The 20188-nt window shown below is 65.9% G+C and carries 34 protein-coding genes and 1 tRNA gene; 33 read left to right on the top strand and 2 right to left on the bottom strand.

Annotated features, from left to right (window positions below):
• The first annotated feature begins 73 nt into the window (after positions 1–73).
• The 33 genes from rpsJ to D9C15_RS30110 all read left to right on the top strand — a co-directional run bounded on the left by rpsJ (position 74) and on the right by D9C15_RS30110 (position 16920).
• Positions 74–385, top strand: a complete 312-nt coding sequence (gene rpsJ, locus D9C15_RS30270) for a 30S ribosomal protein S10 (protein WP_019561663.1) — start codon at positions 74–76, stop codon at positions 383–385.
• Positions 386–470: 85 nt separating this feature from the next.
• Positions 471–1142: a 50S ribosomal protein L3 gene (gene rplC, locus D9C15_RS30265; RefSeq protein WP_128003208.1), complete on the top strand. Its 672-nt coding sequence runs from the start codon at positions 471–473 to the stop codon at positions 1140–1142.
• Complete coding sequence (gene rplD / locus D9C15_RS30260) at positions 1142–1777, top strand: 50S ribosomal protein L4 (protein ID WP_128003206.1); 636 nt, start codon at positions 1142–1144, stop codon at positions 1775–1777. Before rplC ends, rplD begins: the two co-directional genes overlap by 1 nt.
• On the top strand, positions 1774–2088 hold the full coding sequence (gene rplW, locus D9C15_RS30255; protein ID WP_112189928.1) for a 50S ribosomal protein L23: 315 nt from the start codon (positions 1774–1776) through the stop codon (positions 2086–2088). Before rplD ends, rplW begins: the two co-directional genes overlap by 4 nt.
• A complete protein-coding gene (gene rplB, locus D9C15_RS30250) occupies positions 2088–2912 on the top strand; it encodes a 50S ribosomal protein L2 (protein ID WP_128003204.1) in 825 nt (274 codons plus the stop codon). Before rplW ends, rplB begins: the two co-directional genes overlap by 1 nt.
• A 12-nt stretch (positions 2913–2924) precedes the next feature.
• Positions 2925–3203, top strand: a complete 279-nt coding sequence (rpsS, locus tag D9C15_RS30245) for a 30S ribosomal protein S19 (RefSeq protein WP_112189926.1) — start codon at positions 2925–2927, stop codon at positions 3201–3203.
• 11 nt (positions 3204–3214) lie between these two features.
• Positions 3215–3544, top strand: a complete 330-nt coding sequence (rplV, locus tag D9C15_RS30240; RefSeq protein ID WP_112189934.1) for a 50S ribosomal protein L22 — start codon at positions 3215–3217, stop codon at positions 3542–3544.
• Between the two features lie 16 nt (positions 3545–3560).
• Complete coding sequence (gene rpsC / locus D9C15_RS30235; RefSeq protein ID WP_128003202.1) at positions 3561–4457, top strand: 30S ribosomal protein S3; 897 nt, start codon at positions 3561–3563, stop codon at positions 4455–4457.
• A 2-nt stretch (positions 4458–4459) separates the two neighbouring features.
• Positions 4460–4876, top strand: a complete 417-nt coding sequence (gene rplP / locus D9C15_RS30230; RefSeq protein ID WP_128003200.1) for a 50S ribosomal protein L16 — start codon at positions 4460–4462, stop codon at positions 4874–4876.
• Positions 4877–4886: 10 nt separating this feature from the next.
• Positions 4887–5087 carry a 50S ribosomal protein L29 gene (gene rpmC, locus D9C15_RS30225; protein WP_128003198.1) on the top strand — a complete coding sequence of 67 codons (201 nt, stop codon included), beginning with the start codon at positions 4887–4889 and terminating at the stop codon, positions 5085–5087.
• A complete protein-coding gene (gene rpsQ / locus D9C15_RS30220) occupies positions 5084–5368 on the top strand; it encodes a 30S ribosomal protein S17 (protein ID WP_128003196.1) in 285 nt (94 codons plus the stop codon). The genes rpmC and rpsQ overlap by 4 nt, the downstream gene beginning before the upstream one ends.
• A gap of 162 nt (positions 5369–5530) precedes the next feature.
• Positions 5531–6514: a hypothetical protein gene (locus D9C15_RS30215; RefSeq protein ID WP_128003194.1), complete on the top strand. Its 984-nt coding sequence runs from the start codon at positions 5531–5533 to the stop codon at positions 6512–6514.
• Positions 6515–6584: 70 nt separating this feature from the next.
• Positions 6585–7100 carry a peroxiredoxin gene (locus D9C15_RS30210; RefSeq protein ID WP_128003192.1) on the top strand — a complete coding sequence of 172 codons (516 nt, stop codon included), beginning with the start codon at positions 6585–6587 and terminating at the stop codon, positions 7098–7100.
• Positions 7101–7276: 176 nt separating this feature from the next.
• Positions 7277–7645 carry a 50S ribosomal protein L14 gene (gene rplN, locus D9C15_RS30205; protein ID WP_011831006.1) on the top strand — a complete coding sequence of 123 codons (369 nt, stop codon included), beginning with the start codon at positions 7277–7279 and terminating at the stop codon, positions 7643–7645.
• A gap of 22 nt (positions 7646–7667) precedes the next feature.
• Positions 7668–7985: a 50S ribosomal protein L24 gene (gene rplX, locus D9C15_RS30200; RefSeq protein WP_128003190.1), complete on the top strand. Its 318-nt coding sequence runs from the start codon at positions 7668–7670 to the stop codon at positions 7983–7985.
• Positions 7986–7999: 14 nt separating this feature from the next.
• On the top strand, positions 8000–8581 hold the full coding sequence (gene rplE, locus D9C15_RS30195; RefSeq protein ID WP_128003187.1) for a 50S ribosomal protein L5: 582 nt from the start codon (positions 8000–8002) through the stop codon (positions 8579–8581).
• An 8-nt stretch (positions 8582–8589) separates the two neighbouring features.
• Positions 8590–8895: a 30S ribosomal protein S14 gene (gene rpsN, locus D9C15_RS30190; protein ID WP_112189917.1), complete on the top strand. Its 306-nt coding sequence runs from the start codon at positions 8590–8592 to the stop codon at positions 8893–8895.
• A 21-nt stretch (positions 8896–8916) separates the two neighbouring features.
• On the top strand, positions 8917–9312 hold the full coding sequence (gene rpsH / locus D9C15_RS30185; protein ID WP_128003185.1) for a 30S ribosomal protein S8: 396 nt from the start codon (positions 8917–8919) through the stop codon (positions 9310–9312).
• 11 nt (positions 9313–9323) lie between these two features.
• Positions 9324–9857 carry a 50S ribosomal protein L6 gene (gene rplF / locus D9C15_RS30180; protein WP_128003183.1) on the top strand — a complete coding sequence of 178 codons (534 nt, stop codon included), beginning with the start codon at positions 9324–9326 and terminating at the stop codon, positions 9855–9857.
• Positions 9858–9869: 12 nt separating this feature from the next.
• Positions 9870–10238 carry a 50S ribosomal protein L18 gene (gene rplR, locus D9C15_RS30175; protein ID WP_128003181.1) on the top strand — a complete coding sequence of 123 codons (369 nt, stop codon included), beginning with the start codon at positions 9870–9872 and terminating at the stop codon, positions 10236–10238.
• A 16-nt stretch (positions 10239–10254) separates the two neighbouring features.
• Positions 10255–10773, top strand: a complete 519-nt coding sequence (rpsE, locus tag D9C15_RS30170) for a 30S ribosomal protein S5 (protein ID WP_128003179.1) — start codon at positions 10255–10257, stop codon at positions 10771–10773.
• Positions 10774–10792: 19 nt separating this feature from the next.
• Positions 10793–10975 carry a 50S ribosomal protein L30 gene (gene rpmD / locus D9C15_RS30165; RefSeq protein ID WP_128003177.1) on the top strand — a complete coding sequence of 61 codons (183 nt, stop codon included), beginning with the start codon at positions 10793–10795 and terminating at the stop codon, positions 10973–10975.
• A 2-nt stretch (positions 10976–10977) separates the two neighbouring features.
• The gene (rplO, locus tag D9C15_RS30160; protein ID WP_128003175.1) at positions 10978–11412 is read left to right on the top strand and encodes a 50S ribosomal protein L15; all 435 of its coding nucleotides are present in this window, start codon (positions 10978–10980) and stop codon (positions 11410–11412) included.
• 22 nt (positions 11413–11434) lie between these two features.
• Positions 11435–12745, top strand: coding sequence for a preprotein translocase subunit SecY (secY, locus tag D9C15_RS30155; protein WP_128003173.1), 1311 nt, complete (start codon positions 11435–11437; stop codon positions 12743–12745).
• 1 nt (position 12746) lies between these two features.
• On the top strand, positions 12747–12965 hold the full coding sequence (infA, locus tag D9C15_RS30150; RefSeq protein ID WP_128003171.1) for a translation initiation factor IF-1: 219 nt from the start codon (positions 12747–12749) through the stop codon (positions 12963–12965).
• A gap of 28 nt (positions 12966–12993) precedes the next feature.
• Positions 12994–13107 (top strand): 50S ribosomal protein L36, encoded by a 114-nt coding sequence (rpmJ, locus tag D9C15_RS30145; RefSeq protein WP_009548427.1) that lies wholly within the window; start codon positions 12994–12996, stop codon positions 13105–13107.
• A 13-nt stretch (positions 13108–13120) separates the two neighbouring features.
• On the top strand, positions 13121–13486 hold the full coding sequence (gene rpsM, locus D9C15_RS30140) for a 30S ribosomal protein S13 (RefSeq protein WP_128003169.1): 366 nt from the start codon (positions 13121–13123) through the stop codon (positions 13484–13486).
• Between the two features lie 19 nt (positions 13487–13505).
• On the top strand, positions 13506–13910 hold the full coding sequence (gene rpsK, locus D9C15_RS30135; protein WP_112189907.1) for a 30S ribosomal protein S11: 405 nt from the start codon (positions 13506–13508) through the stop codon (positions 13908–13910).
• Between the two features lie 145 nt (positions 13911–14055).
• A complete protein-coding gene (gene rpsD / locus D9C15_RS30130) occupies positions 14056–14679 on the top strand; it encodes a 30S ribosomal protein S4 (protein WP_128003167.1) in 624 nt (207 codons plus the stop codon).
• A gap of 152 nt (positions 14680–14831) precedes the next feature.
• Positions 14832–15824 carry a DNA-directed RNA polymerase subunit alpha gene (locus tag D9C15_RS30125; RefSeq protein WP_112189905.1) on the top strand — a complete coding sequence of 331 codons (993 nt, stop codon included), beginning with the start codon at positions 14832–14834 and terminating at the stop codon, positions 15822–15824.
• Between the two features lie 71 nt (positions 15825–15895).
• The gene (rplQ, locus tag D9C15_RS30120; RefSeq protein ID WP_112189904.1) at positions 15896–16297 is read left to right on the top strand and encodes a 50S ribosomal protein L17; all 402 of its coding nucleotides are present in this window, start codon (positions 15896–15898) and stop codon (positions 16295–16297) included.
• Positions 16298–16391: 94 nt separating this feature from the next.
• Positions 16392–16793, top strand: a complete 402-nt coding sequence (locus tag D9C15_RS30115; protein WP_128003165.1) for a hypothetical protein — start codon at positions 16392–16394, stop codon at positions 16791–16793.
• 50 nt (positions 16794–16843) lie between these two features.
• Positions 16844–16920: transfer RNA gene (locus D9C15_RS30110), tRNA-Met, on the top strand.
• Positions 16921–17770: 850 nt separating this feature from the next.
• Here D9C15_RS30110 and D9C15_RS30105 read toward each other — a convergent pair.
• Together D9C15_RS30105 and D9C15_RS30100 are read right to left on the bottom strand one after the other, a co-directional pair.
• Positions 17771–18922, bottom strand: coding sequence for a hypothetical protein (locus D9C15_RS30105; protein ID WP_128003164.1), 1152 nt, complete (start codon positions 18920–18922; stop codon positions 17771–17773).
• Positions 18923–18935: 13 nt separating this feature from the next.
• Positions 18936–20012: a serine/threonine protein kinase gene (locus D9C15_RS30100; protein WP_205854950.1), complete on the bottom strand. Its 1077-nt coding sequence runs from the start codon at positions 20010–20012 to the stop codon at positions 18936–18938.
• Positions 20013–20188 lie beyond the last annotated feature (176 nt).

The following is a 20188-nucleotide window of genomic DNA, read 5'->3' as shown; positions in this document are numbered from 1 at the left end:
TTCGCGATCCGCGAAGGCGGCCGCACCGTCGGCGCCGGCGTCGTGGCCAAGATCATCGAATAAGGAGCGGGCCATGCAGAAGCAGAAGATCCGCATCCGTCTCAAAGCGTTCGACTACAAGCTGATCGACCAGTCGGCCCTCGAGATCGTCGACACCGCCAAGCGCACCGGCGCGATCGTCAAGGGCCCGGTGCCCCTGCCGACGCGCATGCAGCGTTTCGACATCCTGCGCTCGCCGCACGTCAACAAGACGAGCCGCGACCAGTTCGAGATCCGCACGCACCAGCGTCTGATGGACATCGTCGACCCGACCGACAAGACCGTGGACGCGCTGATGAAGCTCGACCTCCCGGCCGGCGTGGACGTCGAAATCAAGCTGCAGTAGAATCGCAGGCGTTTCCGGCCCGACACCTCACGTGTCGGGCCAAACTCGTCAGCTCCGCCAATCGATGTGGGGCATTGGAGAAAACATGAGTCTGAGCAACCGTCTCGGTTTGCTGGGGCGCAAGGTGGGCATGATGCGCATCTTCACGGACGACGGCGACGCCGTGCCCGTGACGGTGCTGGACGTGTCCAACAACCGCGTCACCCAGGTCAAGACCGCGGAGTCCGACGGCTACAGCGCCATCCAGGTGGCGTTCGGGGCGCGCAAGGCCTCCCGCGTGAACAAGCCGGAAGCCGGCCACCTCGCCAAGGCGGGTGTCGAAGCCGGTGAAGTGCTGAAGGAATTCCGCGTTGCCGCCGACGTCGCCGCCGGCCTGAAGCCGGGCGCCACGCTGCCGGTGACCACCTTCGCCGTCGGCCAGCTGGTCGACGTGCAGGGCACCTCCATCGGCAAGGGCTTCACGGGCACCATCAAGCGTCACAACTTCGGCTCGCAGCGCGCGTCGCACGGCAACAGCCGTTCGCACAACGTGCCGGGCTCGATCTCGATGGCGCAGGACCCGGGCCGCGTGTTCCCGGGCAAGAAGATGTCCGGCCACCTCGGTGACGTGACCAAGACGGTCCAGAACCTCGACATCGTCCGCATCGACGAGGCGCGTTCGCTGCTGCTCGTGCGCGGCGCCGTCCCGGGCGCGAAGAACGGCCACGTGGTCGTGCGCCCGGCCGTCAAGGTCAAGGTCAAGAAGGGAGCCCAGTGATGCAGCTCGAGCTCCTGAACGAACAAGGCCAGGCCACCTCGAAGGTCGACGCGCCGGACACCGTGTTCGCGCGCGACTACAACGAGGCGCTGGTGCACCAGGTCGTCGTCGCCTACCAGGCCAATTCGCGCCAGGGCACCCGTGCCCAGCTCGACCGCGGCGAAGTGAAGCACTCGACCAAGAAGCCGTTCCGTCAGAAGGGCACCGGCCGCGCCCGTGCCGGCATGACCTCCTCGCCGCTGTGGCGCGGGGGTGGTCGCATCTTCCCGAACCGCCCGGACGAGAACTTCAGCCAGAAGATCAACAAGAAGATGTTCCGCGCCGGCATGGCCGCCATCTTCTCGCAGCTGGCCCGCGAAGGCCGCGTCGCCGTGGTCGACTCGCTGTCCATCGAGGCGCCCAAGACCAAGCTGCTGGCGTCCAAGTTCAAGGCCATGGGTCTGGGCACCGGCACCGACAACTCGGTGCTCGTGATCGCCGACCAGGTGGACGACAACATCGCGCTGGCCTCGCGCAACCTGGCCAACGTGCTGGTGGTCGAGCCGCGCTACGCCGACCCGCTGTCGCTCGTCTTCTTCAAGAAGGTGCTGGTGACCAAGGGCGCGATGGAACAGCTCAAGGAGATGTTCGCATGAGCACCGTGAAGCATGACGAGGGCCGCCTGGCCCAGGTGCTGGTGGCGCCGATCGTCTCCGAGAAGGCCACGCGCGTGGGCGAGAAGCACAACCAAGTGCTGTTCAAGGTGCTGCGCGACGCGACCAAGCCGGAGATCAAGGCGGCCGTCGAGCTGATGTTCAAGGTCGAGGTGGCGTCGGTGTCGACCGTCACCCAGAAGGGCAAGGTCAAGCGCTTCGGCCGTTCCATCGGCCGCCGCGACCACGTCAAGAAGGCGTACGTCGCGCTGAAGCCGGGCCAGGAGCTCAACTTCTCCGGGGAGGCCGCGTAATGGCCATCGTCAAAGTCAAGCCGACTTCGCCCGGCCGCCGCGCCGTGGTGAAGGTGGTGCACGCGCACCTGCACAAGGGCAAGCCGGAAGCCTCGCTGCTCGAGCCGCAGAAGCAGAACGCGGGTCGCAACAACAACGGCCACATCACGATGCGGCACAAGGGTGGCGGCCACAAGCACCACTACCGCGTCGTCGATTTCCGCCGCAACAAGGACGGCGTGCCGGCCAAGGTCGAGCGCATCGAGTACGACCCGAACCGCACCGCCCACATCGCGCTGGTCTGCTACGCCGACGGCGAGCGCCGCTACATCATCGCCCCGCGTGGCCTGGAAGTCGGCTCGATGGTCGTCTCCGGCGCCGAGGCGCCGATCAAGGCGGGCAACACGCTGCCGATCCGCAACATCCCGGTGGGTTCGATCATCCATGCGATCGAGCTGCTGCCCGGCAAGGGTGCCCAGGTGGCGCGCTCGGCGGGCGCCTCGGCGACGCTGCTGGCGCGCGAGGGCACCTACGCCCAGGTGCGCATGCGCTCGGGCGAAGTGCGCAAGATCCACATCGACTGCCGCGCGACGATCGGCGAGGTCAGCAACGAAGAGCACAGCCTGCGCCAGTACGGCAAGGCCGGTGCGATCCGCTGGAAGGGCATCCGCCCGACCGTGCGCGGCGTCGCGATGAACCCGATCGACCACCCGCACGGCGGCGGCGAAGGCCGCACCGGCGAGGCGCGCGCACCGGTCAGCCCGTGGAACACGCTGACCAAGGGCTACCGCACGCGCAACAACAAGCGCACGCAGACGTTCATCGTCTCGCGCCGCAAGAAATAAGGGGCCGACGACATGACGCGTTCGCTCAAGAAGGGTCCCTTCGTGGACCACCACCTGATGGCCAAGGTCGAGAAGGCCGCCGCCATCAAGGACAAGAAGCCCATCAAGACCTGGTCGCGCCGCAGCACGATCCTGCCCGAGTTCATCGGGCTGACGATCGCCGTGCACAACGGCAAGCAGCACGTGCCGGTCTACGTCTCCGACCAGATGGTCGGCCACAAGCTCGGTGAATTTGCGCTCACGCGCACGTTCAAGGGCCACCCGGCCGACAAGAAGGCGGCGAAGAAGTAAGGATGAGCAGCATGGAAACCAGATCCATCGTTCGCGGCGTGCGCCTGTCGGCCGACAAGGGCCGGCTGGTCGCCGACATGATCCGCGGCAAGAAGGTCGACCAGGCGATCAACATCCTGACCTTCACGCCCAAGAAGGCCGCCGGCATCATCAAGAAGGCGCTCGAGTCGGCCATCGCCAACGCCGAGCACAACGACGGTGCCGACATCGACGAGCTGAAGGTGAAGACGATCTTCGTCGAGCAGGCTGCGACGCTGAAGCGTTTCTCCGCGCGCGCCAAGGGCCGCGGCAACCGCATCAGCAAGCCCACCTGCCACATCTTCGTCACCGTCGGCGACTGAGGCCACAAGGAAGACCATGGGACAGAAAATTCATCCGGTCGGCTTCCGTCTGCCGGTCACGCGGAACTGGTCCTCGCGCTGGTATGCGTCGAACCAGAACTTCGCCGGCATGCTGGCCGAAGACCTGAAGGTGCGTGACTTCCTCAAGACGCGCCTGAAGAACGCCGCCGTCTCGCGCATCCTGATCGAGCGTCCGGCCAAGAACGCCCGCATCACGATCTTCTCGGCTCGTCCGGGCGTGGTGATCGGCAAGAAGGGCGAGGACATCGAGAACCTGAAGGCCGAGCTGACCCGCCGCCTCGGCGTGCCGGTCGCGGTGAACATCGAGGAGGTGCGCAAGCCCGAGATCGATGCGCAGCTGATCGCCGACAGCATCACCCAGCAGCTCGAGAAGCGCATCATGTTCCGCCGTGCGATGAAGCGCGCGATGCAGAACGCGATGCGCCTGGGTGCGCAGGGCATCAAGCTGATGTCCTCGGGCCGCCTGAACGGCATCGAGATCGCGCGTTGCGAGTGGTACCGCGAAGGCCGCGTGCCGCTGCACACGCTCAAGGCCGACATCGACTACGGCTTCTCCGAGGCCAAGACGACCTACGGCGTGATCGGCGTGAAGTGCTGGGTCTACCGCGGCGACCGCCTCGGCCAGGGCGAAGCCCCGGCCGTGAAGCCGGAAGCGCAGGAAGACGACCGCCGCAACCGCCGCGGCCCGCGTGGCCCCGGCGACCGCCGTGACGACCGCCGCGGTGGCCCGCGTGGCCCCGCTGGCGACCGTGGCCCGCGCGGGACCGCGACGATGGGCGCGCCGGCCGACGGCAGCGACAAGCCGGCGGCCGCCGCCGACGCGCCCAAGACCCCGGCCGTCAAGCGCGTGCGCAAGGTCGCCGCGCCGGGCGCCGAGGGCAAAGGAGAATAAACATGCTGCAACCCGCACGCAGAAAGTTCCGCAAGGAGCAGAAGGGCCGCAACACCGGCATCGCCACGCGCGGTGCCAACGTGTCCTTCGGCGACTTCGGCCTGAAGGCCACCGAGCGCGGCCGCCTCACGGCGCGCCAGATCGAGGCCGCGCGCCGTGCCATCTCGCGCCACATCAAGCGCGGCGGCCGGATCTTCATCCGCATCTTCCCCGACAAGCCGATCTCGCAGAAGCCGGCCGAAGTCCGCATGGGCAACGGCAAGGGCAACCCCGAGTACTACGTGGCCGAGATCCAGCCGGGCAAGGTGCTGTACGAGATCAACGGCGTGCCCGAGGCGCTGGCCCGCGAGGCGTTCACGCTGGCCTCGGCCAAGCTGCCGCTGAAGACCACCTTCGTGGCGCGCGCCATCGGGTCCTGAGGAGCAAACGATGAAAGCATCTGAACTGCGCGCCAAGGACGTCGCCGGCCTCGAGAAGGAGGTCAGCGAGTTGCTGAAGGCCCATTTCGGCCTGCGCATGCAGAAGGCGACCCAGCAGCTGACGAACCATTCGCAGCTGGGCAAGACCAAGCGCGACATCGCGCGCGCCAAGACCATCCTGGCCGAGAAGAAGAAGGAGGCCGCGAAGTGAGCGAAGCCCAAGCCGCCGCGCCGAAGGCGAAGAACACCCGCACCCTGATCGGCAAGGTCGTCAGCGACAAGCGCGCCAAGACCATCACCGTGCTGGTCGAGCGCCGCACCAAGCACGAGCTGTACGGCAAGATCGTCGGCAAGTCGAGCAAGTACCACGCGCACGACGAGAAGGGCGAGTACAAGCTGGGCGACGTCGTCGAGATCGCCGAGAGCCGGCCGATCTCCAAGACCAAGTCCTGGGTCGTGACCCGTCTGGTCCAGAAGGCGCAGGCGGTCTGATCCGCCGCGCGCCGCGCCGCACGACGGCTGGTGTCCCGGGCAACCGGGCCCAGCCGTCTTGCTTTGCAGCGACCAACAAACGAAACACGCCGGGCCGGCGCGCGGAGCCCGCGTGAAACGCGCGCTGCCGAGCATGGCGTTCCCGACCAACCGGAACGAACCATGCGCCCGACGATCCTGCCGCCTGCCCTCCGTGCCGACAAGGCGCTCGCCCGCCAGGTGGCGGACATCGACGAGTCACTCGATTGCGCAGAGGACTTCATCGAACTGATCCGCACCGACAGCGTGCGCGCCGGGCTGCGCCGCGAGGTCGCGGCGCTGCGCAAGCGCCTGGCCGATGCGCTGGCCGGTAGCGATGCACGTGCGGCCGCCAAGCCGGTCGGCGCGCTGGCCAAGGAGGCGGCCAAGCTCGCCGACAAGGCCAGCGAGGCCAATGGCAAGGACCTGGCCAACCGTGCGCTGCCGCTGCTGCACAAGGCGCGCGCGCTGATGGCGCAGGCGATGGTCGAGGTCGGCCGCATCGAGCCGCCGGCGCTGCGCCTGCCGCTGCAGCGCGAGCAGGCGGTGCTGCGACTGGCGCTCAACGAGCTCGAGGCTGAACGCTGCGCGACGCCCGGCGGCATCGCCGCGCTCGAGAAGCTGCTGCCGGAGGTCGAGGCGTTCCTGCAGCGGATGGAGCCGGCGCGGCGGGCCGGCGACTGGATGCGTTCGACCTGGCTGCCGCAACGCGCGCGCGCCGAGGCCATCGTCAAGCGCGTGCCGGCCGATCGCTGCCGCCGCAGCCTGCTGGCCGAGCTCGACTTCATCGAGGCGGACATGCAGAAGTCGCTCGCGCGCGGCGACGTGCGCGGCGCCCAGGCGCAGGCCCTCCCGGCGCTGCAGCGCATCGAGCGCCTGGCCGTGCGGGTGAGCGCCGCGGCGCCGGCGGTCGACCGGGAGCTGCTGCGTCTTGCGCGGCTGCTGGCCGGCGCGGGCGACGCCACGCTCGGCAAGCGGCTGCGCGCGCTGATCCAGGTCCGGGCGGCGCAATGGCCGGAGGGTGCCGACGCCGACGCGATCGACGCCGCGCTGACCCGCTACGAGCGCGACCTCGCCCGCCTGGCGAGCGATGCCGCCGCCGCCCCCCGGGTGACGGCGAAGGCCTGAACGTCGACAGGGCGTCGCCCGGCCGGAGATACTTGCGGCCGTTTCCCAACACAACCCACGAGGAGCGCCCATGATCCAGGTCGGAGACAAGCTGCCCGCCGGCAGCCTGCAGGAGTTCATCGAGGTCGAAGGCAACGGCTGCACGCTGGGCCCGAACACCTTCGACATCCAGAAGTCGACCGCCGGCAAGACGATCGCCCTGTTCGGCCTGCCCGGCGCGTTCACGCCCACCTGCTCGGCCAAGCACGTGCCCGGTTACGTCGAGAGGTACGACCAGCTGCGCGCCGCCGGCATCGACGAGATCTGGTGCGTGTCGGTCAACGACGCCTTCGTGATGGGCGCCTGGGGGCGTGACCAGCACACCGCCGGGAAGGTGCGCATGATGGCCGACGGCAGCGCCGAGTTCGCCAAGGCCACCGGCCTGACGCTGGACCTGACGGCGCGCGGACTCGGACTGCGCTCGAACCGCTACTCCATGCTGGTGGTCGATGGGGTCGTCAAGGCCCTCAACGTCGAAGGCCCGGGCAAGTTCGAGGTCAGCGATGCCGGCACCCTGCTGGCCCAGGCCGGGCAGTTGCTCAAGTGACACCGGCTTCCCGGCGGCCGTTTGACACGGCCCCGGGGAAGCCCTCATAATCCGCAGCTTCGCCGAGCGTCGGCGGCTCGCGTTCGCGGGTCGACGGCCTCGGATCCGCCCCTTCGGTAACCCACGGGGCCCAAGACTGACCGGTGCATGCACCGGTTCAAGTTGGGGATCAGACAATGATTCAAATGCAATCGCGACTCGACGTCGCGGACAACACTGGCGCGAAGTCCGTCATGTGCATCAAGGTGCTGGGCGGCTCCAAGCGCCGCTACGCCGGCATCGGCGACGTCATCAAGGTTTCCATCAAGGAAGCCGCGCCGCGTGGCCGCGTCAAGAAGGGCGAGGTCTACAGCGCCGTCGTCGTGCGCACCGCCAAGGGCGTGCGCCGCCAGGACGGCTCGCTGGTCAAGTTCGACGGCAACGCCGCCGTGCTGCTGAACGCCAAGCTCGAGCCGATCGGCACCCGCATCTTCGGGCCGGTGACGCGCGAGCTGCGCACCGAGCGCTTCATGAAGATCGTGTCGCTCGCGCCGGAAGTGCTCTGAGCGTCGAGCGGAAGGACAGGCCATGAACAAGATTCGCAAGGGCGACCAGGTCATCGTGCTGACCGGTCGCGACAAGGGCAAGCGCGGCACCGTGCTGCAGCGCGTCGACGACGAGCGCATCGTCGTCGAGGGCGTCAACGTCGTGAAGAAGCACGTCAAGCCGAACCCGATGAAGGGCACGACCGGCGGCGTGGTCGACAAGACGCTGTCGATCCACCAGAGCAATGTCGCGATCTACAACGCGACCACCGGCAAGGCCGACCGCGTCGGCGTCAAGGTCCTGGGCGACGGCAAGAAGGTGCGCGTCTACAAGTCCAGCGGCGAAGAGATCAAGGCCTGAGAGGGTTGCTGACCATGGCGAAACAACAAGCTGCTGCCCAGGGCGCCGAGCCGAAGTCGGCCCGCCTGCAGGCCGTCTACCGCGAGAAGATCGTGCCGGACCTCATGAAGAAGTTCGGCTACAAGACCACGATGCAGGTCCCGCGCATCACCAAGATCACGCTGAACATGGGCGTGAGCGAGGCGGTGGCGGACAAGAAGGTGATGGACAACGCCGTCGGCGACCTCACCAAGATCGCGGGCCAGAAGCCGGTCGTGACCAAGTCGCGCAAGGCGATCGCGAACTTCAAGATCCGCGAGAACGTGCCCATCGGCACGATGGTCACGCTGCGCGGCGTTCGCATGTACGAGTTCATCGACCGCTTCGTGACGATCGCGCTGCCGCGCGTGCGCGACTTCCGCGGCATCTCGGGCCGCTCGTTCGACGGCCGCGGCAACTACAACATCGGGGTGAAGGAGCAGATCATCTTCCCCGAGATCGACTACGACAAGATCGACGCGCTGCGCGGGCTGAACATCAGCATCACGACGACCGCGAAGACCGACGACGAATGCAAGGCGCTGCTCGCCGCATTCAAGTTCCCGTTCAAGAACTGAGGTGGCCCGTGGCTAAGCTGTCTTTGATCAAGCGCGAAGAGAAGCGCGAGCAACTGGTCGCCAAGTACAAGAAGAAGTACGACGAACTCAAGGCCGTCGCCAACGACGCCAAGAAGTCCGACGACGAGCGCTACGCCGCCCGCCTGGAGCTGCAGAAGCTGCCGCGCAACGCCTACCCGACGCGCCTGCGCAACCGCTGCGAGCTGACCGGCCGTCCCCGCGGCACGTTCCGCAAGTTCGGTCTGGCCCGCAACAAGATCCGCGAACTGGCCTTCAAGGGCGACATCCCCGGTGTCGTCAAGGCCAGCTGGTGATCGGCGCATAGGAGATAACCCATGAGCATGAGTGATCCCATCGCGGACATGCTGACGCGCATCCGCAACGCGCAGATGGTCGAGAAGGCCAGCGTGTCGATGCCGGCGTCCAAGCTGAAGGTCGCGATCGCCAAGGTCCTGAAGGACGAGGGCTACATCGAGAGCTTCGCGGTGCGCGGCGAACCGGCCAAGGCCGAGCTCGAGATCGCGCTGAAGTACTACGCCGGTCGACCGGTCATCGAGCAGCTCGAGCGCGTCAGTCGCCCGGGCCTGCGCATCTACAAGGGCCGCCACGACATCCCGTCCGTGATGAACGGGCTGGGCGTGGCCATCGTCACCACGCCCAAGGGCGTGATGACCGACCGCAAGGCACGCCAGGCCGGCATCGGCGGCGAAGTGCTCTGCTACGTCGCCTGAGGAGCAAGAACATGTCTCGCGTGGGAAAGATGCCGATCGCCCTGCCGCAAGGTGTGGACGTGTCGGTCAACGCCGATCAGATCAGCGTCAAGGGCGCGCTGGGCACGCTGGTGCGCCCGGTCAATGCGCTGGTGACGGTCAAGAGCGAAGGCGGCAAGCTGCAGTTCAGCCCGGCCAACGAGTCGACCGAGGCCGATGCGATGAGCGGCACGATGCGCGCGCTGGTGGCCAACATGGTGACCGGCGTCAGCAAGGGTTTCGAGAAGAAGCTGACGCTGGTCGGCGTGGGCTTCCGTGCCCAGGCCGCCGGCAGCAAGCTGAACCTGCAGATCGGCTTCTCGCACCCGGTCGCCAAGGACATGCCGGCCGGCATCAAGGTCGAGTGCCCGACGCAGACCGAGATCGTGATCAAGGGCGCCGACCGTCAGGTGGTGGGCCAGGTCGCCGCGGAAGTCCGCGCGATCCGTCCGCCCGAGCCCTACAAGGGCAAGGGCATCCGCTACGCCGACGAGAAGGTTTCCCTCAAGGAAACCAAGAAGAAGTAAGGAGCGACGACCATGTCCCTGACCAAGAAGGAACAGCGCATCCGCCGCTCCCGTCAGACCCGCGCCCGCATCGCCACGCAGGTGATCGCGCGCCTGATGGTGCATCGCACGAACCTGCACATCTACGCCAGCGTGATCTCCGAGGACGGCACCAAGGTGCTGGCGAGCGCCTCGACCGCCGAGGCCGACGTGCGCAAGGAACTCGGCGCGCCCGGCAAGGGCGGCAACGTCGCTGCCGCGACCGTGATCGGCAAGCGCATCGCCGAGAAGGCCAAGGCCGCCGGCATCGAGAAGGTGGCCTTCGACCGTGCGGGCTTCGCCTACCACGGCCGCGTCAAGGCCCTGGCGGACGCGGCGCGCGAAGCCGGCCTGCAGTTCTGAGCAAGGAAGACACGAGATGGCAAAGTTCCAACCCCGCGTTCAGGACGAAGGCCGCGACGACGGCCTGAAGGAAAAGATGATCGCGGTGAACCGCGTCACCAAGGTGGTGAAGGGCGGCCGCATCCTCGGCTTCGCCGCGCTGACCGTGGTGGGCGACGGCGACGGCCGCATCGGCATGGGCAAGGGCAAGGCGCGCGAAGTGCCGGTGGCGGTGCAGAAGGCAATGGAAGCCGCGCGCCGCAACATGTTCAAGGTCCAGCTGAAGGACGGCACGATCCACCACAAGGTGGTCGGCGAGCACGGCTCGGCCAAGGTGCTGATGGCGCCGGCCAAGCAGGGTGACGGCATCATCGCCGGCGGCCCGATGCGTGCGGTGTTCGAGGTGATGGGCGTGACCGACATCGTGGCCAAGAGCCACGGCTCGACCAACCCGTACAACATGGTGCGCGCCACGCTGGACGCACTGCGGAGCTCGACCACGCCGGCCGAGGTCGCCGCCAAGCGCGGCATGACCGTCGAGCAGCTGTTCGGCTGAGCGGCTGCGGAGAGAAGTCATGGCTGACAAGAAAACTGTCAAGGTCAAGCTGGTGCGCAGCATCGCCGGCACGCGCGAGTCGCACCGCGCGACGGTGCGCGGCCTGGGCCTGCGCAAGCTCAACAGCGAGTCGACCCTGGAAGACACCCCCGCGGTGCGCGGGATGATCAACAAGGTCTCGTACCTGGTGAAGGTGCTGTGATCATGGAACTGAACTCCATCAAGCCCGCCGAGGGCAGCAAGAAGGCGCGCCGCCGCGTCGGCCGCGGCATCGGCTCGGGCCTGGGCAAGACCGCGGGCCGCGGCCACAAGGGCCAGAAGTCGCGTGCGGGCGGCTACCACAAGGTCGGCTTCGAAGGCGGCCAGATGCCGCTGCAGCGCCGCCTGCCCAAGCGCGGCTTCAAGTCGGCGCAGCAGAAGTTCAACGCCGAGGTGACGCTGGGCGACCTCGAGAAGCTCGGCGCTGCCGAGGTGGACCTGCTCGTCCTGAAGCAGGCCAAGCTGGTGAGCCAGCTGGCCGACACCGTCAAGGTCATCAAGACCGGCGAGTTGACCAAGAAGATCGTCCTGAAGGGCATCGGCGCGACCGCCGGCGCCAAGGCGGCCATCGAGGCCGCCGGCGGCTCCGTCGCGGCCTGAGCGACGGGCGAACGGGTACCCAGTGGCAACCAACGCGAACCAGCTGGCCAAGAGCGGGAAGTTCGGCGACCTCCGGCGTCGCCTGGTCTTCCTGCTGCTCGCGCTCGTCGTCTACCGCATCGGGGCGCACATCCCGGTGCCGGGCATCGACCCGCAACAGCTGCAGCAGCTGTTCCAGGGCCAGCAGGGCGGCATCCTGAGCCTGTTCAACATGTTCTCGGGCGGGGCGCTGTCGCGCTTCACCGTGTTCGCGCTGGGCATCATGCCCTACATCTCCGCGTCGATCATCATGCAACTGATGACCTACGTGGTGCCCACGCTCGAGGCGTTGAAGAAGGAAGGCGAGGCGGGCCGGCGCAAGATCACGCAGTACACGCGCTACGGCACGCTGGGCCTGGCCCTGTTCCAGTCGCTGGGCATCGCGCTGGCGCTGGAAGGCTCGCCCGGCCTGGTGATCGCCCCGGGCTTCGGCTTCCGCCTCACCGCGGTGGTGAGCCTGGTGGCCGGCACGATGTTCCTGATGTGGCTGGGCGAGCAGATCACCGAGCGCGGCCTGGGCAACGGCATCTCGATCCTGATCTTCGCCGGCATCGCCGCCGGCCTGCCGAACGCGATCGGCGGGCTGTTCGAGCTGGTGCGAACCGGCGCGATGAGCATCATCGTCTCGCTGTTCATCATTGCGCTGGTGGTGCTGGTCACCTTCGCGGTCGTGTTCGTCGAGCGCGGTCAGCGCAAGATCCTGGTGAACTATGCCAAGCGCCAGGTCGGCAACAAGGTATACGGCGGCCAGAGCTCGCATCTGCCGCTGAAGCTGAACATGTCGGGCGTGATCCCGCCGATCTTCGCCTCGTCGATCATCCTGCTGCCGGCCACGGTGGTGGGCTGGTTCGCCACCGGCGAGGGTTTCCGCTGGCTGAAGGACCTGGCCGCGCTGCTCTCGCCCGGCCAGCCGATCTACGTGATGCTGTACGCCGCGGCGATCGTGTTCTTCTGCTTCTTCTACACGGCGCTGGTGTTCAACAGCCGCGAAACCGCCGACAACCTGAAGAAGAGCGGGGCGTTCATCCCGGGCATCCGGCCGGGCGACCAGACCGCGAAGTACATCGACAAGATCCTCTCCCGGCTGACGCTGGCCGGGGCGATCTACATCACGCTGGTGTGCCTGCTGCCCGAGTTCCTGGTGCTGAAGTACAACGTGCCGTTCTACTTCGGCGGCACCTCGCTGCTGATCATCGTCGTCGTGACGATGGACTTCTGGGCCCAGGTGCAGAGCTACGTGATGAGTCAGCAGTACGAGAGTTTGCTGAAGAAGGCGAATTTCAAGGCGAGCTGAGATGGCGAAAGACGATGTCATCCAGATGCAGGGCGAGATCATCGAGAACCTGCCCAACGCCACGTTTCGCGTGAAGCTGGAGAACGGGCATGTCGTGCTCGGCCACATCTCCGGGAAGATGCGCATGCACTACATCCGCATCCTCCCGGGCGACAAGGTGACGGTCGAACTGACGCCCTACGATTTGAGTCGCGCCCGGATCGTGTTCCGGGCCAAGTGAGCAGCCAGACGAGGCTGAGGAGAAGAGCATGAAAGTAGCCGCTTCCGTCAAGAAGATGTGCCGCAACTGCAAGATCATCCGGCGCAAGGGCGTCGTGCGCGTGATCTGCACCGACCCGCGCCACAAGCAACGTCAAGGCTGAGCAGAGGAACACCATGGCACGCATCGCCGGCATCAACATCCCGCCGCACAAGCACACCGAGATCGGCCTGACCCACATCTACGGCATCGGCCGCACCACCGCGCAGAAGATCTGCGACACGGTCGGCGTGCCGTACTCGAAGAAGATCAAGGACCTGACCGATTCCGACCTGGAGAAGATCCGGGAAGAGATCGGCAAGCTGACGATCGAGGGCGACCTGCGCCGCGAGATGTCGATCAACATCAAGCGGCTGATGGACCTGGGCTGCTACCGCGGCTTCAGGCATCGCCGCGGCCTGCCGGTGCGCGGTCAGCGCACCAAGACCAACGCGCGCACGCGCAAGGGCCCGCGCAAGTCGGGCGCCCTGGTCAAGAAGTAATTGAACGAAGGTCACGAACATGGCTAAGGCTCCCGTCAACACCGCCGCGCAGCGCGTCCGCAAGAAGATCCGCAAGAACGTCGCGGACGGCATCGCGCACGTGCACGCGTCGTTCAACAACACGATCATCACGATCACCGACCGCCAGGGCGGCGCGCTGGCCTGGGCCAGCAGCGGCGGCCAGGGCTTCAAGGGCTCGCGCAAGAGCACGCCGTTCGCCGCCCAGGTGGCGGCCGAGAACGCCGGCCGCGCCGCCCAGGAGCAGGGCATCAAGAACCTGGACGTGCGGATCAAGGGCCCGGGCCCGGGCCGCGAGTCCTCGGTGCGCGCGCTGGCCTCGCTGGGCATCCGCATCACGTCGATCTCCGACGTGACGCCGCTGCCTCACAACGGCTGCCGCCCGCAGAAGCGCCGTCGCATCTGATCGCCGTTTTTCGCGGTCGGCGAAGCCGTATTCGGCCTCGCCGACTTTTTCGCTTGTAGAAGCCCACCGCCTGAGCGCTCACAACAACACCCGCCAGGCTCGCGCGACGTCGATGGTCGCGTCAGATTGAACCAAGGAAAGCAAAGTGGCACGTTACCTCGGACCCAAGGCCAAGCTGTCCCGCCGCGAAGGCACCGACCTGTTCCTGAAGAGCGCCCGCCGCGCCATCAGCGACAAGGCGAAATTCGACTCCAAGCCCGGCCAGCACGGCCGCACCTCGGGCACCCGCACGTCGGACTTCGGCCTGCAGTTGCGCGAGAAGCAGAAGGTCAAGCGCATGTACGGCGTGCTGGAGCGCCAGTTCCGCCGCTACTTCGAGGAAGCCGAGCGCCGCAAGGGCAACACCGGCGCGAACCTGCTGACGCTGCTCGAGTCGCGCCTGGACAACGTGGTCTACCGCATGGGTTTCGGCTCGACCCGCGCCGAGGCACGCCAGCTGGTCTCGCACCAGGCCATCACGGTCAACGGCAAGGTGGTCGACATCGCTTCCTACCTGGTGAAGGTGGGCGACACCATCGCCGTGCGCGAGAAGGCCAAGAAGCAGCTGCGCGTCACCGACGCCGTCAAGCTCGCCGAGGCGCAGGGCATGCCGGCCTGGGTGCAGGTCGATGCGAGCAAGCTCGAAGGTGTCTTCAAGAAGACGCCGGACCGCGACGAGTTCGGCGCCGACATCAAGGAAGCGCTGATCGTCGAACTGTATTCCCGTTGATGCACAACACGGGGGCGGGGTGAGGGCCGCAGGCCCTCGCCCCTTCTCGGCGATGCTTCGCGTGCCGGAGCGAAGCGATCGGTCACCCGCCCGGCGATGTCCGCCAGCCTTATCGGTGTAACGAGCCGAGGGCACGAGAGGAACAGGACTCAATGCAAACCAATCTGCTGAAACCCAAAGCCATCAACGTGGAGCCGCTGGGCGGCAATCGCGCCAAGGTCACGCTCGAGCCCTTCGAGCGCGGCTACGGCCACACGTTGGGCAACGCACTGCGCCGCGTGCTGCTGTCGTCGATGGTCGGCTACGCGCCGACCGAAGTGACGATCGCCGGCGTGCTGCACGAGTACTCGACGATCGACGGGGTTCAGGAGGACGTGGTCCACATCATGCTCAACCTGAAGGGCGTGGTGTTCCGTCTGCACAACCGCGACGAGGTCACCCTCGTGCTGCGCAAGGAGGGCGAAGGCCCCGTCACGGCCGGCGACATCCAGACGCCGCACGACGTCGAGATCATCAACCCCGAGCACGTCATCGCGCACCTGTCGCAGGGCGGCAAGCTCGACATGCAGATCAAGGTCGAGAAGGGCCGCGGCTACGTGCCGGGCACGCTGCGCCGCTACGGCGACGAGCCGACCAAGTCGATTGGCCGCATCGTGCTCGATGCGTCGTTCTCTCCCGTCTCGCGCGTCAGCTACACGGTCGAGAGCGCGCGCGTCGAGCAGCGCACCGACCTCGACAAGCTGGTGATGGAGATCGTCACCAACGGCGCCATCACGCCGGAAGAGGCGATCCGCTCGTCGGCCAAGGTGCTGGTGGAGCAGCTCGCGGTGTTCGCGCAGCTCGAAGGGCAGGTCGACCAGCTGTTCGAGCCGGGCGCGCGCGACCGCAGCGACCAGAAGTTCGACCCGATCCTGCTGCGCCCGGTCGACGAGCTCGAGCTCACGGTGCGCTCGGCCAACTGCCTGAAGGCCGAGAACATCTACTACATCGGCGACCTGATCCAGCGCACCGAGACCGAGCTGCTCAAGACGCCGAACCTCGGCCGCAAGTCGCTCAACGAGATCAAGGAAGTGCTGGCGTCGCGCGGGCTCACGCTCGGCGCGCGCCTCGAGAACTGGCCGCCCCAAGGCCTGGACAAGCGCTGAGCGAACGCTCGGCGTGTGTGCAACCCCCGGTACCTGACACGGCCGGGGTTCAATAAAGACAGGAAAGCACCATGCGTCACCGTCACGGACTCCGCAAGCTCAACCGCACCAGCGAGCACCGCCTCGCGATGCTGCGCAACATGTGCGTCTCGCTGCTGCAGCACGAGGCCATCAAGACCACGGTCCCCAAGGCCAAGGAACTGCGCCGCGTCGTCGAGCCGCTCATCACCCTCGGCAAGGAGCCGACGCTGGCCAACAAGCGCCTGGCGTTCGACCGCCTGCGCGACCGCGCCATCGTCGTCAAGCTGTTCAACGAACTGGGCCCGCGCTACAAGGCGCGCCCGGGCGGCTACACCCGCATCCTGAAGATGGGTTTCCGCGTCGGCGACAACGCGCCGATGGCCTACGTCGAGCTGGTCGACCGGCCCGAGCCGGCCGCAGCCGAGCCTGCGGTGACCGAGAAGGCCGAGTAAGGCAGCGGACAGCGCGAGAATTTGTCCTCGAAAGGGCCGGCTTGCCGGCCCTTTCTTCTTGATCGAGCGCGTTGCCGCGCGCAGAGTCTAGGGCATGCTCGAGCAACTGATTCCCCGCTTCCGGCTGCAACCACCCACCGGTCCGGACGGCGCACCCGACTGGAGCCGCGTGCGCAAGCCGGTCACCGATCGGGACCGGGTGATCCTCAGCACCACGCACTTGTGGCTGCGCAACGTCCCGACCCCGCTGCACCCGAAGCGCCTGTGCCGCTACTACCCGCACGTGGCGAACCGTCTGGCCGAGGCCTGGGACGACGTCGAACGCACCGACCGGCTGTTCGACGAACTGCTCAACGACCGGCGCGGCAAGCGGCGCGGTTTCCCGGAGCGCATCACGCTCGAACTGCAGAAGCTCGAGCGCTTTCACGCCCGCCGGCCGCGCTTCGGACGGCCTCTCGCGCTGGGTGAGCGACTGCGGTGGTGGGTGCGACGCTGACAACAGCGCCCAGCACACGTCGCTCCATGTGTTATACTTTGCGGCTCAGTCGCGAGGTGGAGCAGTCTGGTAGCTCGTTGGGCTCATAACCCAAAGGTCGCAGGTTCAAATCCTGCCCTCGCAACCAAAATTCTTGGATGAAAACAAGAACTTAGAAGGCCCGCCCCGAGCGGGCCTTCTGCCTTTTCGGGCCTTGTGACGAGGTTTGTGACGAGGTCTGTGCCGTCACAGCGATTCGGCAAATCGGCGGCAAGCTCCGTTTGACCATTGGGTGCTGTGACGAAGCGGGGAAATGGGCACAGGACGTGAAAACAGCTGGATTTGAGTCGGAATCCGCCCTCGTTAAGGCAATCATGGCCTGCGCAGCGCGCGCAAGGCGTCGTGAATACTCTTTTGAGCTAGAGGTTGACGCCGGCGTGGGCGTCGCTGACGTTGTCCTTGCCAAGCGTTCACCGCGCAGCACCAAAGCATTGCTGGCTGCCGCGCTCGTCCCACCTCGCCTCGCTGTGCTCCTCAGACAAGGCGTAGGCGACTCCATCAAGAGCCGCGCCGAACTCGCAGCCTTTTTGGGCACGTCCGAAGGTGCCGCGCAGAGGGTCATAGCTCAACTGTCGGCCGCGGGCGTTGCAAAGCACTCAAAGGATTCGTTGACCATCTCGGGTCTTCGAACTCCTCCGTTCGAGCGACTCATCGCGATCGAGGCCAAGAAGAGCGACTGGCAGCGTGTGCTGGTTCAGGCGTACAGGAATCTGCAGTTCGCAGATGAGTCTTGGGTCGTCTTAGACCACGCGTTCGCACGACCGGCCATTGCGCATTTGGACCGATTCCGAGTCGCTGGCGTGGGCCTCGCGTCCGTCGAGCGTGGGAGAGGTCTGTTCATTCATCACGCCGCCGATGCGCAAGGCCCCATGAGCCCAGCCAAGCAATGGCAAGCTCAGGCTGTGCTGTCGTCCCGCGCCCTCGGTCGCAGGAAGGGATCAGGCGCCGGCTAGGGCCTGTCGCCAGTCGTGCAAGTGGCTAGCCTGACCATGCCTCTCAAGCTCCACGCCCACGCTGTCGATGGCGCGATAGGCGGCCATCGCAGCATCGACCTTTCGAATGAGCGTTGCTCGCCGCTCAGCAAGTGATAGGGGGCGAAGCTCATCGACATGGTCCTGCATATTGCGGAAGTAGTGCTTGTATAGCGGAGGCTGGTTGAACGTCGGCTCGACCAAGCGAGCCAATGCCTCATCCGCCCAGGGCGTCGCGCGATAGACCTGTTCCCAAACGCGCGGAGCCCTGTCTCTGATTCGCTTGGCATCCTCGAACTGCACCCAGTTGAGCAGTCCGGCAAGGTAAATGCGCGCCTTGGGGCCGCGCCGCTCCCCTTCCGACTCCAGGAACTTGTCCACCGAGAAGATGCGAGTGTTCTCGAACGCGCCCATGGTGATGGTGAGATCACCTGCCGCGGAATAGAGAAGCCCCTCAGTGTTTGTGTAGCCCAAGACCAGGCCTAGGCCGGTGTTCAAGACGTCAGTGCAGAACGCCATGCAGTCGGTCAGAAACTGTGCGTCCTGAATTTGCTTTGTGTTGCGCTCGTGCTCGTACATCACATAGACCTCGTCGACATTCGGGAACGAGGTAATCCAGTTCAGTACGCGCCGACGCCAGTCTGCATCCTGGATCATGGGCGCCGTGAGGGCCACAGATAGGCACAGCGGACGGTCGCCAGCGTGCTCCATGAATGCGTCAATGGTGAACATCCGCTGCTGATCGAAGTACGAGGGGTACATCTGGTTGATGTACCTGGTCGGCACAACGACCTTTCGAAACCCCTGCTCGATCTGGAAGTCGATGCAGGCTTGGGCAACCTCAGAGGCGTGAGCCACGAAGGTAGCAGTCTGAAAGCCGCCATCGACCTGTTCCGGGAAGAATGGATAGGTCAGCAGCTTCGGCTTGCGCGAACTGGGTAGATAGAACTGCGGATCGAAGATCGATGTCGCGCGAGTCGCAGGCGGCAGCTTTTCAACCGTGGCCTTCGCCTGATGCAGCGGGCTAAGGATCAGTCCATCGCCACATTCGTCCGTTTGAAACGACTCGACATTCCAGTTGCTGTTGTGCCCGACCTGATGAAGTAGTCCCAGCGCCATGTGTGCTCCTATCCTAGTTCGCCAGCATCGCCTGCAGTTCTTCAATGAATAGAGCTGGGGTGCGCTGTCGCCGCCACGGCACTTTCATCATTGCTTTGGCCACGAAGTCGGAGAACGCCGGTGAGGCCCCTGCTACCTGCACCAGCGGCGGAGGTTCGTAGCCGGCTACAGCAATCATGACTTCGTGTATCTGCATGCCGGGCTTCGAGATGAACGGTTCGACGCCAGCCATGAGTCGGTACATGAGCACGCCGATCGAGAAGAAGTCCGTCTTGAATGTCACCGCCTCTTTCTCGTTAGCCATCTGCTCGGGCGCGCCATACCCTGGGGTAAACGGGCCAGGACCTGGGCCGTCATGAGTGACGCCGGGGGCGCCGGTCTCCCGCACTATTCCAAGGTCAATCACCACGACGTCACCCGAGGGCCGGATCAGCAAGTTCGCCGGCTTGATGTCTCGGTGCACGAACTTTCGATGATGGACCCACAGCGGCATCAGAGCGTTCGAGATGCCCAGCGCAAGCGTCGCGATACTCTTCTCATTGCCCTTGTACTTGTCGGCAATGTCGCAAAGCGGAGTCGAGTCGACGAACTCTTCGACTGAGACGTACAAGCGCTCGGCAAGGCGATCATCGGTAACTGGGTTTTCAGTGAATAGGTTGCAGAACAGCAGCTTCGGAAAGCTGGCCGGCCGGACATCCTCAAGGATTGCAGTTTCGGCCTGAAGCCTTGCCAGGGTGGTGTTGTCAGCCCCGGAGACCACTTTCACGACGATTGCGCCCCATGCTTCCCAGCCGTGAAGGAACGGACTCTCATCCGGATCGTCCCCGTTTGGTGGCGGGACGTCTGCCGGAATGCTGGCATCAACGAAGTGCGCCAAGTACACAACGCGCTGCCCCGACTCGGCGAGCGGCCGGTCGATCACAAGGCTCGGCAGGCAGGCGACCAAATCGTCGCGAAGCTGTAGCGAATCTCTTGGCACGGCGAGCCTCCCTGGCTCTTTGATGTTGAGTCCCTGGTCGGCTCTGCCTACCGAGGAACGCTGTTTGTGTAACCGAACATACCAGAACAAGCTAAGGATGCGGCCCAGCAAGAATGAGGTCCAAGGCAGCGGTCACCGAGCAACAGCAGTAGGGTGATGGGCCCGCGGCCAAACGGGCCAAGCCGCCACCCCGCGAGTGCCAATCGGCCTGAACCGTGCTCCGCGCAGGAACGGCGCCGGGCGCAAACAGTCTTTGCACGTGCATCTGCTGCGGCCTCCAAGCCTTC

The organism is Piscinibacter defluvii, assembly GCF_004011805.1.
Classification (GTDB): Bacteria; Pseudomonadota; Gammaproteobacteria; order Burkholderiales; family Burkholderiaceae_C; genus Piscinibacter; species Piscinibacter defluvii.
The sequence above is the reverse complement of the archived record's forward strand: the minus strand, read 5'-3'. Positions and strand labels throughout refer to the sequence as shown.